Source organism: Hydrogenophaga atypica (assembly GCF_042665215.1).
Classification (GTDB): domain Bacteria; phylum Pseudomonadota; class Gammaproteobacteria; order Burkholderiales; family Burkholderiaceae_C; genus Hydrogenophaga; species Hydrogenophaga defluvii_A.
In genome coordinates this window covers 1-21,928 of the sequence record NZ_JBHTCA010000020.1, presented here as the reverse complement: position 1 = coordinate 21,928, position 21,928 = coordinate 1, and the positions used below count along the sequence as shown (strand labels likewise).

Annotated in this window: 20 protein-coding genes; 16 read left to right on the top strand and 4 right to left on the bottom strand. The window is 65.8% G+C overall.

The genetic code is table 11. The annotated features are described in order from the left end of the window. The first annotated feature begins 115 nt into the window (after positions 1-115). The 15 genes from ACFQPB_RS18420 to ACFQPB_RS18350 all read left to right on the top strand — a co-directional run bounded on the left by ACFQPB_RS18420 (position 116) and on the right by ACFQPB_RS18350 (position 17,241). Positions 116-910 carry an ABC transporter ATP-binding protein gene (locus tag ACFQPB_RS18420; protein ID WP_382226394.1) on the top strand — a complete coding sequence of 265 codons (795 nt, stop codon included), beginning with the start codon at positions 116-118 and terminating at the stop codon, positions 908-910. Continuing rightward, entirely contained in the window at positions 907-1,704 is a 798-nt protein-coding gene (locus tag ACFQPB_RS18415; RefSeq protein WP_382199474.1) for an ABC transporter ATP-binding protein, read from the top strand. The genes ACFQPB_RS18420 and ACFQPB_RS18415 overlap by 4 nt, the downstream gene beginning before the upstream one ends. Continuing rightward, the gene (locus ACFQPB_RS18410; protein ID WP_382199473.1) at positions 1,701-3,599 is read left to right on the top strand and encodes an AMP-dependent synthetase/ligase; all 1,899 of its coding nucleotides are present in this window, start codon (positions 1,701-1,703) and stop codon (positions 3,597-3,599) included. Before ACFQPB_RS18415 ends, ACFQPB_RS18410 begins: the two co-directional genes overlap by 4 nt. After that, the gene (locus ACFQPB_RS18405; protein ID WP_382199472.1) at positions 3,596-4,468 is read left to right on the top strand and encodes a branched-chain amino acid ABC transporter permease; all 873 of its coding nucleotides are present in this window, start codon (positions 3,596-3,598) and stop codon (positions 4,466-4,468) included. The genes ACFQPB_RS18410 and ACFQPB_RS18405 overlap by 4 nt, the downstream gene beginning before the upstream one ends. Beyond that, positions 4,468-5,514 carry a branched-chain amino acid ABC transporter permease gene (locus ACFQPB_RS18400; protein WP_382199471.1) on the top strand — a complete coding sequence of 349 codons (1,047 nt, stop codon included), beginning with the start codon at positions 4,468-4,470 and terminating at the stop codon, positions 5,512-5,514. The genes ACFQPB_RS18405 and ACFQPB_RS18400 overlap by 1 nt, the downstream gene beginning before the upstream one ends. Positions 5,515-5,586: 72 nt before the next feature. Continuing rightward, positions 5,587-6,789, top strand: a complete 1,203-nt coding sequence (locus ACFQPB_RS18395; RefSeq protein WP_382199470.1) for an ABC transporter substrate-binding protein — start codon at positions 5,587-5,589, stop codon at positions 6,787-6,789. Between the two features lie 11 nt (positions 6,790-6,800). Beyond that, positions 6,801-7,745 carry an SDR family oxidoreductase gene (locus ACFQPB_RS18390; RefSeq protein ID WP_382199469.1) on the top strand — a complete coding sequence of 315 codons (945 nt, stop codon included), beginning with the start codon at positions 6,801-6,803 and terminating at the stop codon, positions 7,743-7,745. Then, positions 7,742-8,533: an enoyl-CoA hydratase-related protein gene (locus ACFQPB_RS18385; RefSeq protein ID WP_382199468.1), complete on the top strand. Its 792-nt coding sequence runs from the start codon at positions 7,742-7,744 to the stop codon at positions 8,531-8,533. The genes ACFQPB_RS18390 and ACFQPB_RS18385 overlap by 4 nt, the downstream gene beginning before the upstream one ends. Before the next feature lie 8 nt (positions 8,534-8,541). Beyond that, positions 8,542-10,344, top strand: coding sequence for an acyclic terpene utilization AtuA family protein (locus ACFQPB_RS18380; protein ID WP_382199467.1), 1,803 nt, complete (start codon positions 8,542-8,544; stop codon positions 10,342-10,344). Next, positions 10,341-11,189, top strand: coding sequence for a TetR/AcrR family transcriptional regulator (locus ACFQPB_RS18375; protein ID WP_382199466.1), 849 nt, complete (start codon positions 10,341-10,343; stop codon positions 11,187-11,189). Before ACFQPB_RS18380 ends, ACFQPB_RS18375 begins: the two co-directional genes overlap by 4 nt. Next, entirely contained in the window at positions 11,186-12,655 is a 1,470-nt protein-coding gene (locus ACFQPB_RS18370; RefSeq protein ID WP_382199465.1) for an acetyl-CoA carboxylase biotin carboxylase subunit, read from the top strand. The genes ACFQPB_RS18375 and ACFQPB_RS18370 overlap by 4 nt, the downstream gene beginning before the upstream one ends. A gap of 28 nt (positions 12,656-12,683) precedes the next feature. Beyond that, positions 12,684-13,175 (top strand): acyl-CoA carboxylase biotin carboxyl carrier protein subunit, encoded by a 492-nt coding sequence (locus tag ACFQPB_RS18365; protein ID WP_382199464.1) that lies wholly within the window; start codon positions 12,684-12,686, stop codon positions 13,173-13,175. Next, positions 13,172-14,779, top strand: coding sequence for an acyl-CoA carboxylase subunit beta (locus ACFQPB_RS18360; protein WP_382199463.1), 1,608 nt, complete (start codon positions 13,172-13,174; stop codon positions 14,777-14,779). Before ACFQPB_RS18365 ends, ACFQPB_RS18360 begins: the two co-directional genes overlap by 4 nt. Before the next feature lie 16 nt (positions 14,780-14,795). After that, the gene (locus ACFQPB_RS18355; protein ID WP_382199462.1) at positions 14,796-16,439 is read left to right on the top strand and encodes an AMP-binding protein; all 1,644 of its coding nucleotides are present in this window, start codon (positions 14,796-14,798) and stop codon (positions 16,437-16,439) included. Positions 16,440-16,455: 16 nt separating this feature from the next. Further along, positions 16,456-17,241 (top strand): enoyl-CoA hydratase/isomerase family protein, encoded by a 786-nt coding sequence (locus ACFQPB_RS18350; RefSeq protein WP_382226392.1) that lies wholly within the window; start codon positions 16,456-16,458, stop codon positions 17,239-17,241. Positions 17,242-17,527: 286 nt separating this feature from the next. Here the strand turns inward: ACFQPB_RS18350 and ACFQPB_RS18345 are convergent, their stop codons facing one another. The 3 genes from ACFQPB_RS18345 to ACFQPB_RS18335 form a co-directional block, all read right to left on the bottom strand. Then, positions 17,528-17,809, bottom strand: a complete 282-nt coding sequence (locus ACFQPB_RS18345; protein ID WP_382199460.1) for an HU family DNA-binding protein — start codon at positions 17,807-17,809, stop codon at positions 17,528-17,530. Between the two features lie 371 nt (positions 17,810-18,180). Then, a complete protein-coding gene (locus ACFQPB_RS18340; RefSeq protein WP_382226389.1) occupies positions 18,181-19,185 on the bottom strand; it encodes a hypothetical protein in 1,005 nt (334 codons plus the stop codon). A gap of 387 nt (positions 19,186-19,572) precedes the next feature. Continuing rightward, positions 19,573-20,487: a restriction endonuclease gene (locus ACFQPB_RS18335; protein ID WP_382226386.1), complete on the bottom strand. Its 915-nt coding sequence runs from the start codon at positions 20,485-20,487 to the stop codon at positions 19,573-19,575. Positions 20,488-20,630: 143 nt separating this feature from the next. On the opposite strand from ACFQPB_RS18335, the gene ACFQPB_RS18330 reads away from it, so the two are divergent. Continuing rightward, the gene (locus tag ACFQPB_RS18330; protein WP_329693309.1) at positions 20,631-20,996 is read left to right on the top strand and encodes a helix-turn-helix domain-containing protein; all 366 of its coding nucleotides are present in this window, start codon (positions 20,631-20,633) and stop codon (positions 20,994-20,996) included. Positions 20,997-21,022: 26 nt separating this feature from the next. On the opposite strand, the gene ACFQPB_RS18325 is transcribed toward ACFQPB_RS18330, so the two are convergent. Next, on the bottom strand, positions 21,023-21,733 hold the full coding sequence (locus tag ACFQPB_RS18325; protein WP_382226383.1) for a hypothetical protein: 711 nt from the start codon (positions 21,731-21,733) through the stop codon (positions 21,023-21,025). Between the last annotated feature and the right edge of the window lie 195 nt (positions 21,734-21,928).

Below are 21,928 nucleotides of genomic sequence, written 5' to 3'. Positions count from 1 at the left end.
GCTTGCATCTTTGCATGGCTGCTTTGAAAAGATGTCTAGTTGAGTGTCACTCAGTTATTGTTGACTTTCGATGCTCATGCTTTCTAGAATCCGCCCAACTTTCAACGCCCGACCCATGTTGACCATCACCAACCTACAGGTCTATTACGACCGCGCCGTCGAGGCCTTGCGTGACGCCTCGCTGGAGGTGCGACCAGGCCAGATCGTTGCCCTGCTCGGCAGCAACGGCGCCGGCAAGTCCACTGTCCTCAAGTCCGTCTGCGGCGTGCTCTACCCTGAGGACGGCGAAATCCTGGGCGGCACCATCACCCACGACGGCATTTCGCTCACCGGCTTCGCACCGCACGAGATCGTGCGGCGCGGCATCGCGCAGGTGCCTGAGGGGCGACGGCTGTTCGACAAGCTCACGGTGGAGGAGAACCTGCTGATGGGCGGCTACTCGCGTCCGGCGGGTGAGGTCAGCGCCGGGCTGGACCAGGTGTTTGCCCTGTTCCCGGCCGTCAAACAGCACCGCACGCGGGTCTCAGGCTACCTGTCAGGTGGGCAGCAGCAGATGGTGGCCATTGGCCGCGCACTGATGGCGCGTCCGCGCCTGCTGCTGCTGGACGAACCTTCGCTGGGCCTGGCGCCGCAGATCATTGCCGAGATCTTCGAGGCCATACGCCGGCTGCGCGACGAGCAGGGCGTGACCGTCCTGCTGGTGGAGCAGAACGCGCAACTGGCGCTGTCGGTGGCCAACTACGGCTACATCATGGAGCGGGGGCGGGTGGTGCTGGACGGTGAGCCGGCCAAGTTGCTCTCCAATGAGGACGTCAAGGAGTTCTACCTTGGCATGGGCGCGGGCAGCGGACAGCGCCGGAGCATGCGCGAGGTCAAGCACTACAAGCGTCGCAAGAGGTGGTTGTCATGAGTGGTGGTCAGTACCTCATTGAACTCAGCGGTGTGTCCAAGCGTTTCGGTGGCCTAGATGCACTTTCGGGTATCGACTTGCAGGTCAAGTCAGGCGAAATTTGCAGCATCATCGGCCCCAACGGCGCTGGCAAGACCACGCTGTTCAACATGATCTCGTGCCTGCTGCCCCCTAGCGCTGGAAGCTTGCGCTTCCAGGGTGAGGACATCACCGGCATGCCACCCCACGCCATGCCCCGGCGTGGCATGGCACGCACCTTCCAGAACCTGGCCGTGTTCAAACACGAGACGGTGATGTCGAACATTCTCACGGGCATGCACGCGCAACTGAACACGGGCATCTTCGGTGCAGCACTTTTCTGGGGGGCCACCCGCCGAGCCGAGATCGCCGCACGGGAGGCGGCCGAGGAAATCGTCGAGTTCCTGGAGATCGAGACCATCCGCGACCTGCCGGTGGGCACGCTGTCCTACGGCCTGCAAAAACGCGTGGAACTGGGCCGCGCCCTGGCCATGCGTCCGCGCCTGCTGTTGCTTGACGAGATGGTCTCGGGCATGAACCAGGAAGAGACCGAGGACATCGCGCGCTTCATCCTCGACATCCGCGAGGAGCGTGGCATCACGGTGATGATGATCGAGCACGACATGGGCATCGTCATGGACATTTCCGACCACGTGGCGGTGCTCAATTTCGGTCGCAAGATCGCCGATGGCACGCCGGCCGAAGTTTCTGCGCACCCGGCGGTGGTGGCCGCCTACCTGGGTCTGCCCGAAGGCGCCGTGGGAGGCCAGCCATGAGCCGCCACCACGCCGACCTGGCCGACCGCGAACTGCCCCCCGGCGTGCTGGATGGCCTGGCCACGCTGCCCGGCCTGCTGCGCCACCGCGCGCGCCAGACGCCCGATCGCATCGCACTGCGTGAGAAGGTGCGCGGCGTGTGGCAGGGCGTGAGCTGGGGCGAATACTTCGAGAAGGTGCAGGCCTTCGCGCTCTACCTGCAGAGCCAGGGTTTTGGCGAGGGCGACAAGCTGGTCATCGCCTCCGACGGTACGCCCGAGTGGTTCTACGCCGATCTGGCCGCTCAGGCCCTGGGCGGGGTGACGGTGGGCATCTACCCCACCAACCCTTGGCCCGAGCTGCAGTACATCGTGCGCCACTGCCGCGCCAAGTTCGCCGTCTGCGGCGACCAGGAGCAGACCGACAAGGTGCTGGATGCCATGCGCCATGGCGAAGGCTTGCCCGACCTCAAGCAGGTGCTCACCGTGGACACCAAGGGCATGCGCCACTACCACGAAGACGGTCTCCAGACCTTTGAGCACGCGCTGGCCGTGGGCCACGAGCTGGCGCGCGACCCGGCCCAACTGGCTGCGCTGGACCGGTGCATCGACGCGGTGCGCCCCGAGCAGGACGCCCTCATTGTCTACACCTCGGGCACCACCGGCATGCCCAAGGGCGCGCGCATCGCGCACCGGGGCATCATCCACAACGCCACCCAGGTCGGCCAGGTGCAGGGCTACGCGGGCCGGCCCATGTCGGTGGTGTGTTACCTGCCGCTGTGCCACGTGGCCGAGCGCCTGATGTCGCCGGTGGCCCAACTGGTCTACGGCACGGTGGTGTACTTCGCCGAGTCCATCGACGCGGTGACGCAGAACCTGCGCGAGATCGGCCCCGGCTTCTTCTTCGGCGTGCCCCGCATCTGGGAGAAGCTGCAGCAGCAAATCATCATTGCCTCTCGAGAGGCGCGCCCATTGGCGCGGATGGCGTTTGAGAAGGCCATGGCCATCGCCCAGCCGATTGCCGAGCGCACCATCGCCAACGGCGACCGGCCGGTGAACATGCGTGATGCGGTGCTGGCCCGGCTGCTGCGCTGGCTGGTCTTCAGCAACCTGCTGGCCTCGGTGGGCCTGGACCGCACCTGGCTGGCCATGTCGGGCGGCGCCGCCATCTCGCCGGCGGTCATCCTCTTCTTCCGCGCCATGGGCGTGCCCATCTACCAGATCTACGGCATGACCGAAAGCAGCGGCGTGACCCACGCCCAGTGCCACGGCCACGCCCGCCTGGGCTGGTGCGGCCCGGCGCTGCCCCGCGTAGTGGAGCAGCGCCTGGGCGAGGACGGCGAACTGCTGGTGCGCGGGCCGGTGGTCTTCAACGGCTACCTCTACGACGAAGACGCCAGCGCCAAAACCCTGGCGGGCGGCTGGCTGCACACCGGCGACATCGTCGAGATCGACCCCGAGACCCAGGAGGTGCAGATCCTGGACCGCAAGAAGGCGATCCTCATTACCAGCGGCGGCAAGAACATCACGCCCACACTGATCGAGAACGCGCTCAAGGAAAGCATCTACATCAGTGAGGCGGTGCTGCTGGGTGACGGTCGCCACTTCCTGGCCGCCCTGATTCAGATCGATCTGGACACTGTGGGTAAGTGGGCGCAGGAGCGCGGCATCGCCTACACCACCTACGAATCTCTGGCCGCGCTGGAGCCGGTGCGGGAATTGATCGATGCCGACGTGCAGCAAGTCAACGCGCGCTTTTCGCGTGTCGAAAACATCCGCAAGTTCGTCATCCTGCGCAAGCAGCTGGACCACGACGACGGCGAGCTGACCGCCACCATGAAGGTGCGCCGCAACGTGATCGAAAAGAAGTTCGCACCCGAGATCGCCCAGATCTACGGCAAGGAGGCAACCGCATGAGCTACTTCCTCAACCTACTGATGTCGGGCCTGGTGATCGGTTCGCTGTATGGCCTGATCGCGATGGGTTTTGCCATCGTTTACCGCGCCACCGGGATGGTGAACTTTGCGGTCGGTGAAGTGATGATGCTCACCGCCTACATCAGCTACAACCTGGCGCAGGTACCGGCACTGGGCTTCAAAGGTCTGCTGCTCACCACCCTGCCGATTGCCATGTTGCTGGGTTTGCTGGTCGAGCGCATTTTCATCCGACCCATGTTGGGTGAGCCCATGTTCTCGCGTGTCATGGTCACCATCGGACTGGCGGTGGTCATCCGATCGAGCGTCATCCTGATCTGGGGCGTGGAACCCAAACCATATCCCCGACCGCTGGGCGATGAAGTCATCCGCTTCGGCGAGCTGGCACTGTATCCGGGGCAGATTTTCTCGATGGTCATCCTCGGCGTGATGTGCCTGTTGATGTGGGCGTTCTTCCGCCACTCCCGGGTGGGCATCGCCATGCGGGCCACCTCCAACAATGAAACCACGGCCTTGCTCATGGGCATCAACGTCAAGCGCATCAGCGGCATTGCCTGGGCGCTCTCATCGCTCTTTGCAGCTGTGGCCGGGCTGTCGTTTTGCCTGATGTTCGCTCTGGAGCCGGAGATATCACAGATGGGTCTTCGTGGCTTCCCGGCCACCATCCTGGGAGGTCTGGACTCGGTGGTGGGCGGCGCCTTCGGAGGCCTGGTGATCGGCGTTGTGGAAAACCTGGCGGGGGGCTACCTGGGCCGAGGGCTCAAGGAAATCGCCGGGTTCGTCCTGATTGTCGTGGTCTTGATGGTCAAACCGTACGGCCTGTTTGGCCAACGCGAAATCGAAAGAGTCTGATGCGCACACGCACCTACAAAACCTCGTACGCCGATCTGGTGGCGCTCACGCCCCACCGTTCCAACTGGGCCTGGGCGGGCGCCAGTCTGGCACTGATGGCGTGCGCGCCTCTGGTGCTGGGCTCGCACGGCCTGAACATCCTGTCCACCATCTTTGTCATGGCCATCGGCATCCTGGGCCTCAACCTGCTGACCGGTGTGACGGGGCAGATCTCATTGGGGCATGCGGGCTTCCTGCTGATTGGCGCCTACGCACAGGCCATTCTCACCACCGACTACCACCTGCCCGCCTGGCTGGCCATCTTCGCCTCGGGCGCCGTGGCGGCCATCGCCAGCCTGGTGGTGGGTGTGCCCTCGCTGCGGCTCAAGGGCCTGTACCTGGCCATCACCACGCTGGCCTTCACCTTCATCGTGCGCCACCTGGTGCTGTTCGCCGAGGGGCTCACGCGCGGCTCCGAGGGTATGGCGGTGGAGCCCCTGGTGCTGCTGGGTTATGCGGTCAAGAGCGACCAACCCTTTTTCTACGTTGCCCTGGCTATGCTGGTGCTGTTCGTGCTCATCACGCTCAACCTCATGCGCACCCGCATTGGCCGCGCCTGGCTGGCGGTGCGCGACCACGACATCGCGGCACGCGCCATGGGGATCAGCCTGATGCGCTACAAGCTGTTGGCCTTCATGGTCAGCGCGTTCTACACCGGGGTGGCAGGTGCCTTGGTGGCGCTGCACACGCGTTACATCAACGTCGACACCTTCAGCATCCTGATCAGTATCGAGGCACTGGCCATGATCATCGTGGGCGGCATGGGCCGAGTGCACGGTGCGCTGCTCGGTACGGCGTTGATTCTTGTGCTGCCCGAGTTGCTCAACTTCGGCTTCTCATTGGCGGGCGATCGCTTCACCACGCTCATGGCCGACCGCATCTACGAGGTCAAAGGCTTGCTTTACGGCGTGGTGATCCTTCTGTTTCTGAGGCTGGAGCCCGAGGGCCTGGCTGGCATCTGGCGCAAGGTCAAACGTTTTTGGGTCCAGTGGCCGTTGTCTCAATGAGCAGTGGCAATGTTGGCAGCAAGGCACGCAGCCGGAATTCGCCGGTGCGGCCCATTCATAAAGGAGACAGTGATGTTGGGTGATTCGATTCTGAAGTGGTCACGGCAACTGCGCCGTGGTTCGATGCTGAGCCTGGCCCTGGGTGTCGCTGCGGCGAGCGCGCAGGACGTGGGCGTGACGTCCACGGAAATCCTGCTCGGCGAGGTGCAGCCCATGTCGGGCCCAGCCTCGCTGATCGGCAAGGCTGGTGCGGCCGGCTCCAAGCTGGCGATTGCCGAGATCAATGCCAAGGGCGGTATCAATGGCCGCAAGTTGCGCGCCATCTACGAGGACGACGGCTACGTGCCGGCTCGTTCGGTCTCGGCGGTCAAGAAGCTCATCGACTCCGACAAGGTGTTTGCTCTCACAGGCACCACGGGCAGCTCTCACATGGTGGCCATGCTGCCCACCATTGAGGAGGCCAAGATTCCCACGATTGTGCACATGGCCCCCAACCCGGCGGTGGTGAACCCCCGTCGTCCGACGGTGTTCATGATTGGCCCTGACTACGACTGGGCAGGCTTCGTGCCGATCAGCCACATGATCGAGAAGATGGGGCAGAAGAACGGCAAGTTCGGCATCCTCTACCAGGATGACGATTTCGGCAAAGCGCTGCTGGCCGGCTACCAGAAAGCGGTCAAGCAGTACGGTGTCGCCAGCGTGGCCGAGATTCCCTTCAAGCGCGGTGCCAAAGACTTTTCGGCTGAAGTGCTCAATCTCAGGGAAAAGGGTGTCACCGCCGTCTACCTGGGCACGCTGACCACCGAGTCGGCCGCCATCATGGGCGAGTTCCGCCGGCTGGGCATGACCCCGCTGATCGGCACCCTGTGGGCCGGGCAACTGCCGGCCGCCGTCAAGCTGGCCGCGCCCTCGGGCTTTGAGTACCTGATCCCCGACTACTACGCCTCCAACTACGACGCCGCTGGCGCTAAGCTGATGGAGGCCGCCAAGCCCTACCTCAGCGCCGACGACCACGCCAACTTCAACCGCTACACCGTCAGCGGCTACGTCGGCACCCTGGTCATCGCCGAGGGCATCCGCCGCTGCGGCGCCACCGTAACACGCGCCTGTGTTGTCGACCAGCTCAACAAGCTCAAGAACTTCGACACCGGCGGCCTCACCGGCCCGCTGTCCTTCGACAACCCCAAGGCCCAGGCGGTGTTGCCGATCAAGCTGTTCCAGACCGATCCGAAGAATGGCACCGTGAAATCCGTGACCGACTTCATCGCTTACTGAAACCTCCTGAGATGAGCACACCCACACCGCCTCCATCGGCCCGCGCCGAGCGCTACCGCTCGGTGTTCCGGCCGGGCCTGTTCGAGGGCCAGACCGTTGTTGTGACCGGCGGCGGCTCGGGCATGGGCCGCTGCACCGCGCACGAGCTCGCCAGCCTGGGCGCCCGCCTGGCGCTGGTGGGGCGCAAGCGCGAGAAGCTGGAGGCGGTGGCGGCCGAGTTGGCCCAGGCCTACCCGGAATCGGTAGGTCGCGTGACGCAACACGCGTGCGACATCCGCGAGGAGGCCTCGGTGCAGCAGACCGTGGCCGACATCGTGGCCGCACACGGCGCCATCGACGGCCTGTTCAATTGCGCCGGCGGTCAGTACCCGGCCCGCTTGCGCGACATCACCCTCAAAGGCTGGGACGTGGTGGTGCGCAACAACCTGCACGGCACCTTCCTGTTCTCGCGCGAGGTCTATGTGCAGTGGATGGAGCAACACGGCGGCAGCATCGTCAACATGCTGGCCGACATCTGGGGCGGCCTGCCCGGCATGGGCCACTCGGGCGCCGCGCGCGGCGGTGTGCTCAATTTCACTGAAACGGCTGCCTGCGAGTGGGGCTGCGCCGGCGTGCGCGTCAACGCGGTGGCGCCCGGCTGGATCGCCTCGGCCGGCATCGACACCTACGACGACGAGTACCGCGATCTGCTGCGCGGCCTGCGCTCCAAGGTGCCGCTGCAGCGCTTCGGCACCGAATCGGAACTGGCCTCGGCCGTGGTCTACCTGCTCTCGCCCGCCGCCGGCTTCATCAGCGGCGCGGTGATCCGCGTGGATGGCGGCGTGCCCACCGCGCGCCACACCTGGAAGCTGGAGCCCGCGCGGCAGGACTTTGCCTACAACGGCTTCCCGCTCTACGAGCCGCCCCAGGCCTTCTCCGCCACGCCCGTTCATCCTTCCTCTGGAGCTTCGTCTTGAGCGCAGATACCCCCCAAGTCCTCGTGGAGCGCCGTGGCGTGGCCTGCCACATCACCATCAACCGCGCGGCCGAACACAACACCATGACCGACGCCGTCATGGACGAACTGCGCCACGCCCTGCGTGCCGCCGAGGCCATGGACGGCGTGCGCGCCATCGTGCTCACCGGCGCAGGCGGCCAGACGTTTTGCGCCGGCGGCAAGCTCAAGCCCGGCGCCAACGGCTCGCCTTTCGCGCTCGACCCGGGGCGCTTCGACAACCCGATCGCCGAGCTGTTCCGCGCCATGGACCGCTGCCACCTGCCCATCATCGCGCGTGTCAACGGCGGTGCCTTTGGCGGCGGTGTGGGCCTGATCTGCGCCTGCGACTTCGCCATCGGCGTGGACAGCGCCCGCTTTGGCACCACCGAGGCGCGCGTGGGCGTTTTCCCGATGATGATCCTGCCGCTGCTGATGCGCGTGATCCCGCGCCGGCGCCTGCAGGAGATGTGTTTCCTGGCCGAGCGCTTCGGCGCCGATCACGCGCTGGAGCTGGGCATCCTCGGCCAGGTGGTGCCCGAGGCCGACCTGGACGCGGCCATCGATACCCTGGTGACCAAGCTGGCCGCCAACTCGCCCGTGGCCTTGCGCATGGGTCGGCGCGCCTTCGCCGCCATGAGCGACTTGCCGCTGAACGACGCCCTCAACCTGGCGCAGATGGTGCTGCCGGTGATGTCGCAGAGCGAGGACACCCGCGAGGGCATGCGCGCCTTCACCGAAAAACGCGCCCCCGCCTGGAGCAACCGGTGAGCGGCGCCATGACTTCCACCCGCCTGAACCGCCCCTTGCGCATCGGCTGCGCCAGCGGCTTCTGGGGCGACTCCGAGGCCGGCGCCGCCCAACTGGTGCGCGGCGGCCAGATCGACTACCTGGTGTTCGACTACCTGGCCGAGATCACCATGTCGCTGCTGGCACGTGCCCGCGCCAAGTCGCCCGAGGCCGGCTACGCGCCCGACTTCGTCAAGGTGGTGGCACAGCTGGCGCCGGAGCTGTTGGCCCAGAACATACGCGTGGTGGCCAACGCCGGTGGCGTCAACCCGCAGGCCTGCGCCAGCGCCCTGGCCGCTGCGCTGCAGGCCCAGGGCCTGGCGATGCGCATCGCGGTGGTCGAGGGCGACGACCTGTCGGCCCAGGCCGACACGCTGCGTGCCGAGGACACGCGCGAGATGTTCAGTGGCGACCCCATGCCAGCCAAGCTGCTCAGCGTCAACGCCTACCTTGGCGCGCAACCCATCGCTGCCGCGCTGGATGCCGGCGCCCAGGTGGTCATCACCGGCCGGGTGGTGGACAGTGCCGTGACGCTGGCCCCGCTGGTGCACGTCTTCGGCTGGGCCTGGGACGACTGGGACAAACTGGCCACCGGTTGCCTGGCCGGCCACCTGATCGAATGTGGCACGCAGTGCACTGGCGGCCTGTTCACCGACTGGCAGCGTGTGCCCGGCTGGGACCACATGGGTTTCCCCATCGCCGAATGCGACCCCGACGGCGCCAGTGTGGTCATCACCAAGCCGCCGGGTACCGGCGGGCTGGTGGAGCCCGCCACCGTGGCCGAACAAATCGTCTACGAGATCGCCGACCCGCGCCGCTACCTGCTGCCCGACGTGACCTGTGACTTCAGCCAGGTGCAACTCGTGCAGGAGGGGCCCGAGCGCGTGCGCGTGAGCGGGGCGCGCGGCACCCCCGCGCCCGTCAGCTACAAGGTCAGCGCCACCTTTGGTGACGGCTGGCGCCTGCTGGGCACGCTGATGATCGGCGGCCACGCCGCAGCGGCCAAGGCCCAGCGCGTGGGCGAGGCCATCCTGCAGCGCTGCACGCGTTTGCTGACCGACAAGGGCCTGGGGGGCTTCACCGAAACCAGCCTAGAGGTGTTGGGCGCCGAGGCCACCTACGGCCCACACGCTCGCACCGGTCACGCGCGCGAGGTGGTGCTCAAGCTGGCGGCCAAACACCCGCAGCGCGAAGCGCTCGAGTTGCTGGCGCGCGAGATCGCGCCCTCGGCCACGTCCATGGCCCAGGGCATCACCGGCTTCGCGGCCGGCCGGCCCAGCCCGTCGCCGGTGGTGCGGTTGTTTTCTTTCCTGATTGACCGGTCGCGGGTCGCGCAGCGTGTTGCTTTGGACGGGCAGCCCCTGGCTTTTGAGCCGCACGTGTTTGCCGCCACGCCGGATCGGCAGGTGGAAGTGGGCGGGACCAATGTGGCCCCCGCTCCGGCCGGTCCCACCACCCGCGTGCCCTTGCTGCGCCTGGCCCACGGCCGCAGCGGCGACAAGGGCGACAGCGCCAACATCGGTGTCATCGCGCGCTCGGCCGCGGCATACGCCGAACTGCGCCGTGTGCTCAGCGCCGAGGTGGTGCAGCGCTACTTTGCTCATTTGGCGCAGGGTCCTGTGCGGCGCTATGAGCTGCCGGGTTTTGGCGCGCTGAATTTTGTGCTCGAACGGGCACTGGGGGGTGGCGGTGTGGCATCGTTGCGCTACGACCCCCAGGGCAAGGCCTTCGCGCAGATGTTGCTGGACCTGGAGGTGGACGTTGCAACCTCTGTGCTGGACACACTGCCATGACCCGAACGACCCGCCTCACCACCCCTTCGCCCGCCGCCGTGGATGCCCCGGCCGACTACGCACAGCCGGCCGGCGCGCAGACACCCCGGCGCATGCGCCGCGCCGCCGAGATCCTGGCCGCCGCGCGCGAGGTGTTTCTCGAAAAAGGCTTCGACCGCTCCTCAGTGAGCGAGATCGCGGCCCAGGTGGGGGTGGTCGAGGGTCTGGTCTACACCTATTTCCCCTCCAAGCGCGAGCTGCTCAACGCCGTGCTGCGCGGCATGTACGAGCCGTTGATTGCCGACCTCGAGGATCGATTCTCGCGCCTGCACGGCGTGCGCAGCCGCATGCGCTTCCTGATCTGGCGCCACCTGCGCGTCTACGTGGAAGAGCCCAACCTTTCGCGCCTGGTGCTGCACGAGGTACGGACCGGCCCCGAGTACTTCCAGTCGGTGCTGCACGACCTGCACGTTCGCTACACCGCCTTCCTGATCCGGACGGTGGAAGAGGGCATCGCCGACGGCGAGCTGCACGCCGACACCGACGTGGAGCTGCTGCGTTCCATGGTCTACGGCGGCATCGAGCACCGCATGTGGGGCACGCTGTTTGGCCGTGGCTCGGTGGACGTGGAGGCCATGGCCGACCGCTACACCGCCATGGTGCTGGGCCCGCTGCTGCCCGATGGCCGCGCCCACTCGCCGGTGGTGGCCTCCTCGGCACGCAGCCACATAGGCCAGGTGCTGGACGAGGTGCGCGTGCGCCTGGACCAGATCGAGGACGCGCTGATGGCCTCGCCCGACACCCCACCTCCGCAACCGAAGGCTGGCACGGCGCCAGCCCGAACCCGCAGGAAATCACCCCCATGACCATCCGCAAGCTGTTCATCGCCAACCGCGCCGAAATCGCGCTGCGCATCGCCCGCACCGCGCGGCGAATGGGCATAGACACCGTGGTGCCCTGGCACGCCAAGGACCGTCACGGCCCGGCTCTCAAGGCCGCCGACGAGACCATTGAGCTGCACGGCGAGCCCCCCGTCTCGGCCTGGCTCGACGGCCCCGCCCTCATACGCGCCGCCATCGCCAGCGGCTGCGACGCCATCCACCCCGGCTACGGTTTCCTCTCTGAAAACGCGGGTTTCGCCCGCGCCGTCGCCCAGGCCGGCCTGACCTTCGTGGGCCCGCCGGCCGAGGTCATCGAGCTGATGGGCGACAAGATCACCGCGCGCCAGTTCGCACAGAAGCACCAGGTGCCGGTCACCCCCTCGGCCGACGAGGCGGACGACCCCCAGCACTTCGCCGAACGCGCGGCGGCCATTGGTTTCCCCCTGCTCATCAAGGGCGCGGCCGGCGGCGGTGGCAAGGGCATGCAGATCGTGCGCGAGGCCGCAGCACTGCCCCAGGCCATTGCCATCGCACGGGCCGAGAGCCAGCGCTACTTCGGCGACGGCCGCCTGCTGGCCGAACGTTTTGTCGAGCAGCCGCGCCACATCGAGGTGCAGGTGTTTGGCGACAGCCACGGCCAACTCATCCACCTGGGCGAGCGTGAGTGTTCAATCCAGCGTCGCTTCCAGAAGCTGATCGAGGAGAGCCCCGCGCCCACCCTGTCGCCCGAACTGCGCGAGCGCATCTGCGGTGCGGCCGTGCGCCTGGCCAGCGCGGCGGGCTACGTCAACGCCGGCACGGTGGAGTGCATCGTTGCCCCAGATGGCGCCTTCTATTTCCTGGAGATGAACACCCGCCTGCAGGTGGAACACCCGGTGACCGAGATGGTGACTGGCCTCGACTTGGTGGAGTGGCAGCTGCGCGTGGCTCAGGGCGAGCGCCTGCCGTTGAAACAAGACGAGGTTCGCTGGCACGGCAGCGCCATCGAATGCCGGGTGCTGGCCGAGGATGCCGACGCCGGCTTCGTACCCGACACCGGCCAAGTGCTGCTGCTGGGCGAACCCCAAGGTCCAGGCATACGCTTCGACAACGGCGTGACCCAGGGCGCCCGGGTGAGCGCCGACTTCGACTCCATGCTGGCCAAGCTGATCGCTCACGGCGCCACCCGCGCGCTGACTATTGCCCGCCTGCGTGAGGCCCTGCAGGACACGCTGATGCTGGGCGTGACCCTCAACACCGACTTCCTCGGTCGCGTGCTGGCCCATCCCGCTTTCCAGGCCGGCGCCACCGACACCGGATTCCTGGAGCGCCACAAGGCCGAGCTGCGCCCGCGCGACTGGACCGACGAGGAGCGCCAGGCGCTGCTGGCCGTGGCCGGCGCCACCAGCCAGGACAGCCACGCGAGCGCCTTGCCCGAGGTCTTCGCCGCCATGGGCGCATGGCGCAACTGAACCCGACACCCCCCGCCAGAGAGGCCCCATGACGACCTACGTCTTCCGATCCGATACCGCCCGGCGCTATCAGGTGCTCAAGCGCGGTGACCACCTGCGCGTGGACGGCACCGAGGTGCCGGTGCGCGCGCTGGACAACAGCCACTTCGTTGCCCAGGCTGGCACCCGCCCGGTCCACGTGCGCGTGGTGGCCCACGGTGACACCGTGTACCTGCAGCTGAACGGCCGCGCCTGCGCCATCGAACGTGTGGACCCCACGCGCAGTGGCGGCGGCGGGGGTGGTGCCGGCCAGGGCAGTGCGGCCGCGCCCATGCCGGGCGTGGTGGTGAGTTGGATCGCCCAGCCCGGTGCCCAGGTGGCGGCCGGCGAGGCCCTGTTGGTCATCGAGAGCATGAAACTGCAAATGACCATCGAAGCGCCGCAGCGCGGCACGCTGGAGGACCTGCCTTTCCAGCCCGGACAGACCTTCCAGCGCGGTGCCGTGCTGGCCCGCGTTCGCCCCGAGGAGACCCCCACATGAGCCGCATCCAGAGCCGGCTGGACACCAGCAGCGACAGCTACCGCCAGAACTTCGCTGCGATGGAGCAGCGCGTGGCCCAGCTGCGCGAACGCCTGAACACCGCGCGCCACGAGCGCCCGCAGCGCGACATCGACCGCCTGCACAAACACAAGAAGCTCACCGTGCGCGAGCGCCTGGACCTGCTGCTGGACCCGGGCACGCCCTTTCTGGAGATCGGCGCCCTGGCCGCCAACAAGGCCTATGGCGGCGACGTGCACGGCGCCGGCCAGGTCTCGGGCATCGGCATCATCCACGGCCGCGAGGTGGTGATCCACGCCGACGACCCCAGCATCAAGGGCGGCGCCTGGTACCCGCTGTCGGTCAAGAAGATCGTTCGCACCCTGGACGTCGCGATCGAGAACCGCCTGCCCGTCATCCACCTGTGCGACAGCGCGGGCGGCTTCCTGCCGCTGCAGGCCGATCTTTTCCCCGACCGCTACACGGCCGGGCGCATCTTCCGCAACCAGTGCACGCTGTCCAAGATGGGCGTGCCGCAGATCGCGGTGGTGCTGGGCCACTGCACCGCAGGTGGTGCCTACATCCCGGCGTTGTGTGATTACAGCGTGATCGTGCGCGGCAACGGCGGCGTGTTCCTGGGCGGGCCACCGCTGGTGAAGGCGGCCACCGGTGAGGTGGTCAGCGCCGAGGCCCTGGGCGGGGCCGACATGCACACCACCGTTTCGGGCACCTGCGACTATGCGGCCGACGACGAGGCACATGCCTTTGCCATCGCGCGCGACATCTTTGCCCAGACCACGCCGGCGCAAAAGCAGCGCATCGACCGAATCGACCCCGAGCCGCCCCAGTACGACCCGAAGGAGCTGTACGGCATCATCCCCACCGACTGGAAAACCGGTTTCGACATGCGCGAGGTGATCGCCCGCATCGTCGATGGCAGCCACTTCCACGAGTACCAGCCGGGCTACGGCACCTCGCTGGTCTGTGGCTTCGCGCGCATCTGGGGCTGCAAGGTCGGTATCCTGGCCAACAACGGCGTGTTGTTCAACGACAGCTCGCTCAAGGCCGCCCACTTCATGCGCCTGTGCGACCGCGACCGCACACCGCTGGTTTTCCTGCAGAACATCACCGGCTACATGGTGGGCCGCGAGTACGAAGAGCGCGGCATCACCAAAGACGGTGCCAAGATGATCATGACGCAGGTGGGCTGTTCGGTGCCCAAGTTCACCGTCATCGTCGGCGGCTCCTTCGGTGCCGGCAACTACGGCATGTGCGGGCGCGCCTTCGATGGCCGTTTCCTGTGGATGTGGCCGCAGTCGCAGATCGCGGTGATGGGCGCCGAGCAGGCGGCCAACACCCTGGCCGACGTCAAGATCCGCCAGCTGCAGCGCAGCGGCGAGCAGCTCAGCGCTGAACAGATCGACGCCATCCGTCAGCCGGTGCTGGAGAGCTTCCAGGCCGAAAGCGATGCCTACCACTCCACCTCGGAAATGTGGGACGACGGTATCCTCGATCCGGTGGACACCCGCAACGCGCTGGGCATGGCCATCATCGCCTCGCTCAACGCGCCCTTTGGCCAAGAAGGCTACGGCGTGCTGCGCCTCTGAAGTCCCAGGAGCGGTCATGCTGATTCCCCACGAAGCTGCCACCCTGGGCGAGGTGCTGGACGAGGCCGCCCGCCGCTGGGGCGAGCTGCCCCTGCTGGCCGTGCCGGCCAACCCGCAGCGCGCCTACGCGCCCCAGGGCCTGGAATGGACCTACGCCCAGGTGGCAGGGCAGGTGGCCACGCTGGGCGAAGCCTACGCGCGGGCGGGCTACGGCGTGGGCCATCGGGTGGGCTTGCTGCTGGAGAACCGGCTTGAGCACTTCGTGCACAAGTTGGCCATGAACGCGCTGGGCGTGTGTTGTGTGCCACTCAACCCAGACCACCGCCCGGCCGAGATGGCTTATGTGGTGGGCCATGCGAAGCTGGACCTGGTGATCGCGGTGGACAGCCTCATGCCGCTGCTGCGGGCGGCCTTGGATCACACGCCCCAGCGCCCGGCCCTGCGGTCGCTCGAGGCCATCGGACCGCTGCCCGCACCCGCCCGCGCGGCCGAGCCGCGAGCGGTGCGCGCCGACGACATCGCCAGCGTGCTCTACACCTCGGGCACCACCGGCCGGCCCAAGGGCTGCCTGCTGTCGCACCGCTACGAACTGGCGGCCGGCCAGTGGTACGCACAGCGCAGCGGCCTGGCCACCTTTGGTGAGGCGTGCGAGCGCATCTACAACCCGCTGCCGGTGTTCCACGTCAATTCGCTGATCTTTTCCTTTTTCTGCGCCTTGCTCAAGGGCAATTGCCAGGTGCAGACCGACCGCTTCCAGCCCAGTCGGTGGTTCACCGAGGTGCACGAATCGCGTGCCACCGTCGTGCACTACCTGGGCGTTGTGGTGCCCATGCTGCTCAACCAGCCACCGCACCCGCTGGAGCGCGCGCACCAGGTGCGTTTTGCCATCGGTGCGGGCGTGGACCCACAGCGCCATGCCGAGTTCGAGGAGCGCTTCGGCTACCCCTTGATTGAAATCTGGGGCATGACCGAGATGGTGCGCGCCATCTTTGACGCCGACGCGCCACGCCGGGTGGGCACAAGGGCCATCGGCCGCCCACAGCCAGGCCTGGAGGTGCGCGTGGTGGACGATGCCGATGAGGACGTGCCCGATGGCACGCCGGGCCAGATGCTGGTGCGCCACTCGGCCGCCACCCCACGCAAGGACTGTTTCAGCGGCTACCTCGATGACGAGTCCGCCACCGAACAGGCCTGGGCCGGCGGCTGGTTCCACACCGGCGATGTGGTCGCACGCGACGCCGAAGGCGTGCTGCATTTTCTGGAGCGGCGCAAGAACATCATCCGCCGTTCGGGCGAAAACATCGCGGCGGCCGAGGTGGAGGCGGTGCTGCAAAGCCACCCCGCCGTGGCCCAGGCCGCCGTGCTGCCGGTGCGCGACGAGGTGCGCGAAGAAGAGGTGCTGGCCTGCGTCGTGCTCAAGCCTGGCCACGAGGCCCAAGCCCTGGCCAGCGATCCGCTGGCGCAGGCGCTGCTGGCGCACTGCCGCGAGTCGCTGTCCTACTTCAAGGTGCCGGGCTGGCTCTGGTTCACCGACGAGATCCCCACTACCGGCACGCAGAAGGTGCAGAAGCACCAGCTGTTCGCCGCCGGCACCGACCCCCGCCAGGCCCCCGGCATGCTGGACCTGCGCGCCCTCAAGAAACGACAGGCCTCGGCCTGAACCCGGACCACAAACTATGTCAGACGAACACGTGCTCGTGCGCCGCGAAGGCTCGGTGGGGGTGATGACGTTCAACCGCCCCGAGCAGATGAACACCCTGGACCTGCCCATGGTGCGTGCCATGGAGCGCGCCCTGCAAACCCTGGAGGACGACGAGCAGGTGCGGGTGCTGCTGATCACCGGTGGCGAGAGCCGCGTGTTCGTCGCGGGCGGCAACATCGCGGACCTGGAGAGCCGCGACGCACTCGCGCACTACAAAGACTTTGCCGTGCCGCTGCACCGCGTGTTCCGGCGATTCGAGGAATGCCACAAGCCCACCATCGCGGCCGTCAACGGCTGGGCTTTGGGTGGTGGCACCGAGTTCCTGTTGACCACCGACTTGCGTCTGGTGGCCGACGACGCCCAGCTGGGCTTGCCTGAAATCAAGTTGGGCCTGTTCCCGGGCGGTGGTGGATCGCAGCGCCTGATGCGCCAGATATCCCTGTGTCAGGCCAAGATGCTGATGTTCACCGGCGACTTCATCTCGGCGCAGGAAGCCGTGCAGATGGGGCTGGTCAACCGCGTGCTGCCGCGAGAGCGCTTGTTGCCCGAAGCCATGGCGCTTGCGCAGCGCATCGCCGAGAAATCGCCCTGGGCGGTGCGTATGCTCAAGACCAGCATGGTGCACGGCGCCGACATGGCGCTGCCGGCCGCGCTAAACCATGAAATGGCCACCATCAGCCTGCTGCTTGACACGGGCGATGCGCATGAAGGCTGCAAGGCATTTCTGGAGAAGCGGAAACCTGCGTTTCGAGGGGTGTAAAGCTTCCCCCGACTTTCCTTCACGGGCCAATTGGCGAGCGGCATGCGGACTATCTCTGGCGCATGGCAGGCCATCACCCTGAAGCAAGAGATTGGACGAATATCCGGTTTCGTGAACACCTGTTCCCTGCACGAGACCAGGCATCTGATCCTCGCGTGTCATGTTCCGATAGAGCGCCATGACTTGCGGTATCGCCAAACAGGCGGCAAGAAATCACTGGATGAGATTAAGTGAGGAGTCTTCTCAGCCGATCTTCAAACCACCTGAGGGTGACAGCCAGCCTCGCTTACTTCTTCTTTGCCACAGCCGCCTTGAAGCTTGCACCTGGCGTGAACTTTGGCACCGTGGTGGCTGCGATTTTGAGCGCTTCGCCGGTGCGCGGGTTCTTGCCCTTGCGCGCGGCGCGCTTGACGGCCTTGAAGGTGCCAAAGCCGATCAGGGTGACGTCCTGCTTCTTAGCCACAGCCGTGGTGATGGTTTCCAGCAGCGTGTCCAGCGCGCGTGAAGCGGCGGCCTTCGACAGGTCGTTCTTGGAGGCGATGGTTTCGATCAGGTCTTTTTTGTTCATGTGAGGTTCTCCATCCTTGGGTTGATGCAACAGTGCGGTCGCAATTGTGCACAGGCCGTTTGCTGCTGATTCACCCTAGCCTGGTAAGAACAGCCCGCCAATGACGGTTGCAGGCATAGCGCCCACTGGGCTTCATTTCTCCTTGGGCGTCCCGAGCAATGATCGTTCGGTAGCTGGTGGCGCCGCAGTGCCGGCAAGCGTTGATTGCCCGGGGAAGGGCTGATGGCCCAAGCGCAGGCGGAGTGGCTGCAAGCCTCAAATCGGATGTCTGGATCGGCATGCGCGGGGCTGGTTGAAGCTCGGGGCGGCAGTCAAAAAGGAATGATCATCAAGTGGCATATGGTCACTTGATGTCTGCAACGCCAAGGTGTTCATCGAACCAGTGCGCGCAGGGCGTCGGTGGGCGGACCATAACTCACCAGTCGCACATCCAGGTTGTGGCTTGAAGCAAGATTCAGTGCACGGACCATGGCCTCGTGAATCCACTGTGGTGCATTGCCAAACGCCCCACCACCCAGCGAAGTCAGCAGCACCACGTTTGAAGCACCGCGCCGCGCATTCAGCACCCCAGCCAGCAAGGTGGCCTCATAGGCCGACTCCAGAACCAAGCGGGCAAATGCCTCCCAGTGTGCCGCCGCCACCCGCCCATAGGCAACCGGCAGCGCCGAGCAAAACGCCTGACTGACCTGCGGCCCGGGGAGATTGGGACTGTCGGTGACTTCGACGTCCTGGTGCAGCCCGATGCGCAGCAGTCCGCCAAGCTCATCCCGTTGCTGAGCGCTTATCTGGCCCAAGTGGTCAGATATGAGCTGCAATCCGCGCCGCGAGGCCAGCGCATAGCCATTGTGCATGTCCCACAGGTCCGGCACCGCACAACCCAGTACCTGGCTCAGTTGGTCCCCCAGATCACGCAGCCCTTCGAGTTGGCGGTCTGCTGTCTGCCCAGTGTGTTCACCCACTGGAACGAGGTAGTTGCGGTAAATGGTGGCCGCACCGGCCGCCATCGCGCAGGCTGGGCCCTGTGTGCGGTCGTGCTCGTAGCGTGTCACACCGTCTTCCGGCGAAACGCTGGGGCCCACCATCTCCAGGAAGTTGAACTGGCTGGCCACCTGGAAGAGGGCGCCTGCGAACTCCGGGCGCTGGTGCATTTGCCGGACATCGCCGGTGACGATGCTCACCCGCAGGCGACCAGCGTGGCCTGACCCTGCGGCTACCTGCTGTCGCAGTTCGCCCAGAGATGGCATCTCAAACTGCCCGATGCCGTAGCTTTTGCCGTTGACGATTGAGCGCAAGGTGCTGCCTTCCACCTCCAGGCGTGCCTGGGTTTCGGCGTAAGAAGTTTCGCGAAATCCGGTGAGGCGGGTGAACCAGTCCATGGGGCAAAGTGTTGTCAGAGGGCCAAGGGACGCACAGTGTCTGAGTACCGCGGTAGATAGTCCAGCGATACCTTCAGATTGATTTGCTGCCGATCAAGCGCAGTGCTCAATACTGATCCCCAGTGGGTGGTGGACCACCGGCGGTGCAACGCCAGTGTGACTGGGGCGGCTCCCCGATCTTAGTTTTGTTCACCCGCTCATAGCGCTGAGCTCGCCCCCAGCCGGGTCGTATGCCTTCCGTTACTGCGCACACGTTGCACAATATGCCCCACCGGTCACCCTGGGCGGGAAGCTCGGCATCACAGAACGAGCGTTCATCTCGCAATGGACGACCGCAAACGTCGCAGTCGCCAGGTTGCCCCAACCATTCGATGGGTTGGCCTCGGTTCAGACCGGTTGCATTCCCATTCCCGCTGCGGGTTTGCCCTTTTTGCTGAACAGTGTCTTGGTGCCCCATCCTGTCGTGCCCTTCGATTTGAATTTCTCGAAGTAGGCATGATGGACGACATACTTGTCTTTATCCACCTGAGCCACCCCGAGCTCCTTGGCCTTCAGCAGCTTGATCAGACGTGAAATGTCCACCAGCCGGATCGGGATCTGACCCGCACGCCGGGCTTCTTCCTCGGCCTTGACCGTGAACGTCGATGTTGTGAAGAACACCCCGTGCTGAAACCCGTGATCCAGTGCACCCCTGAACTCCCGCACCTCGGCCGGCTGAACCTTGTGGTCCGAGTTGTACTTTTTGCACTGCCATGCGATCCGAAACGACACCAGTGCCAGGTCGTCCACGGCAAAGGTGGCCATGCCATCGATGCCACCGTCGTTGGCCCCCCCCGTCACCGCGATCGATTCAGCGTTGTTGGCAGCCATGATGGCTGCGCACAGGCGCTCGAACCCGATGTCGGAGAGTGACAGCAGGATGTTCTGCAGCTCCAAATCACCCAGACCTACACCTGGCAGTTCGTCCTGAACAGGTTCCAGCAATTGCGCTTGCAGGACATGTCCTGTCGCGTTCTTGCCGCAGATGGCTGCGGCCGTGGCACTGTCCAGTGGCATTTCCCAGCCTGCAGGAGACAGCTGCCACACGCCATGACCGGAAACGTCTTTCGTCTCGAGCATGCCAGCGTTGACCAGGTGCAGTCGCGCAAAGCGCATGTCGTTCTGGTACTTGGGCTCACCCGAGACTTCGGTTTCGTCGATCTCTTCGCCGCTCGCGCTCATCTGGTCGACGATGGTCGCGCGCACGATGCTGGTCTTGGCCTTGCCCCCAAGTTCGCGCAGCACTGCGACGATTTTGGGCACGTACAGCGCTGCTCCAGTCAAGACTGTGCTGGTTGGCGGGGCTGGCATGGGAGTTACATAATTTGCATAATCGGCAAATTGTAGATGGCAATTTGCGCATCGTGCTTTGTGCAATCGACGGGTTCTTTTGAGAATCCGCACCCATGCAGATTGGCAAAGTCATACGGGTGTTGCGCAAGGAGAGGGACCTGAGCCTGGAGTCCCTGGCATTTGACGCAGCCACCGATGCCAGCAATCTGTCACGGATCGAGCGGGGCATCCAGCAGCCAACTGAAGAGGGGCTGCAGTCGATCGCCAAGGCGCTGGGTACATCTGTGGCCGCCATGTACGCCCTGGCCGAGGGCAAGCGCCTGGCCGGTGACGACGACCACTCGTTGGTCAGGCCCGAAGACATGGCGCGTGAGGCGATGCAAATGCGCAAATACTTCCGGTCGCTGAATCCGGAGTACCAACGCTTGGCGTTGGAGCTCGTGAAAACCTTGGTCAAAGCGCAAGGCAAGGCGACCTGAGCGCGGCGCGACAACCTCACGGTTGTTCAAAGTGCCATTTGGGCGCCGTCATCGCTTCTGGACAGCGCCGCCGTCTTGGCCAATGCCATCCACACATCGAACCGTAATCCGGTGAACGGCTGCTTGGGCGCCACCCGCACGATCTCCACTCTTGTTGTCGCGGCCACCATCACCCCGCACTCGGCCGGCACCTCGTCTGCGTCCGCGATCGGTTGCCCTTTGGCGTTCAGGCCTAGCACGTAGTACACCTGCGAGGCCATTGCCAGGTAGGCGGCTCGCTTCTCGGGTCGCTTCAGGTCACCCAACAAATCCGCACGGCTGACCTTGATCTCATGCACGACGGGTTCCAGGTACGCCTCCACCGTGGTGTGGCGGATGCTGAACACATCGGGGATGGCCTGGGTCCAAGCACCTTCCACTTGCGCCCGTAGCGCCAACTGCGTCCAGGCGATGCGCCCGTCCTGCTGCATGCGCTGGGCAACCTGCATCACCAGCTCATCGTGGGCGCTACGGTTGGCGCGGTTGGTGGCATGCGCATCAGCCAACGCCTGTAGCCCCGCAGGTGTCAGGTGCAGCGTTTCCCGACCCTGGTCGTCCCGCTCGGCCTGCACCAAGCCAGCCACGATCAGGTCCACCTCCAGCGGGTCACGACAAGGCCAGCCCGACGATCGGTAAATCTCCCGCAGCCGGGTCAGGTGCCGGCGGGTGATGCGCGGTGGTGTCGGGTTCTCCGTCACGCTTTCCTGCGCCCCCGCTCAGGCTCTTGTGTGGCCATCAGCAGCTGAGCCGGGTACGGCTGCATCAAGGTATCCGTCCGGCAAAGTCATCCTGACGGCCAGCACGAGGCCGGCGCTGCACCTCAGGTGGCTGGTGACCAGCGATGCGGCAGCAACTCGTCGATACGGCTGGCCGGATGCGTTGGCAAGCGCTCG

Coding starts and splice junctions, on each gene's coding strand:
- ACFQPB_RS18420 (WP_382226394.1), top strand. CDS start 116: ATGTTGACCATCACCAACCTACAGGTCTATTACGACCGCGCCGTCGAG.
- ACFQPB_RS18415 (WP_382199474.1), top strand. CDS start 907: ATGAGTGGTGGTCAGTACCTCATTGAACTCAGCGGTGTGTCCAAGCGT.
- ACFQPB_RS18410 (WP_382199473.1), top strand. CDS start 1,701: ATGAGCCGCCACCACGCCGACCTGGCCGACCGCGAACTGCCCCCCGGC.
- ACFQPB_RS18405 (WP_382199472.1), top strand. CDS start 3,596: ATGAGCTACTTCCTCAACCTACTGATGTCGGGCCTGGTGATCGGTTCG.
- ACFQPB_RS18400 (WP_382199471.1), top strand. CDS start 4,468: ATGCGCACACGCACCTACAAAACCTCGTACGCCGATCTGGTGGCGCTC.
- ACFQPB_RS18395 (WP_382199470.1), top strand. CDS start 5,587: ATGTTGGGTGATTCGATTCTGAAGTGGTCACGGCAACTGCGCCGTGGT.
- ACFQPB_RS18390 (WP_382199469.1), top strand. CDS start 6,801: ATGAGCACACCCACACCGCCTCCATCGGCCCGCGCCGAGCGCTACCGC.
- ACFQPB_RS18380 (WP_382199467.1), top strand. CDS start 8,542: ATGACTTCCACCCGCCTGAACCGCCCCTTGCGCATCGGCTGCGCCAGC.
- ACFQPB_RS18375 (WP_382199466.1), top strand. CDS start 10,341: ATGACCCGAACGACCCGCCTCACCACCCCTTCGCCCGCCGCCGTGGAT.
- ACFQPB_RS18370 (WP_382199465.1), top strand. CDS start 11,186: ATGACCATCCGCAAGCTGTTCATCGCCAACCGCGCCGAAATCGCGCTG.
- ACFQPB_RS18365 (WP_382199464.1), top strand. CDS start 12,684: ATGACGACCTACGTCTTCCGATCCGATACCGCCCGGCGCTATCAGGTG.
- ACFQPB_RS18360 (WP_382199463.1), top strand. CDS start 13,172: ATGAGCCGCATCCAGAGCCGGCTGGACACCAGCAGCGACAGCTACCGC.
- ACFQPB_RS18355 (WP_382199462.1), top strand. CDS start 14,796: ATGCTGATTCCCCACGAAGCTGCCACCCTGGGCGAGGTGCTGGACGAG.
- ACFQPB_RS18350 (WP_382226392.1), top strand. CDS start 16,456: ATGTCAGACGAACACGTGCTCGTGCGCCGCGAAGGCTCGGTGGGGGTG.
- ACFQPB_RS18345 (WP_382199460.1), bottom strand. CDS start 17,809: ATGAACAAAAAAGACCTGATCGAAACCATCGCCTCCAAGAACGACCTG.
- ACFQPB_RS18340 (WP_382226389.1), bottom strand. CDS start 19,185: ATGGACTGGTTCACCCGCCTCACCGGATTTCGCGAAACTTCTTACGCC.
- ACFQPB_RS18330 (WP_329693309.1), top strand. CDS start 20,631: ATGCAGATTGGCAAAGTCATACGGGTGTTGCGCAAGGAGAGGGACCTG.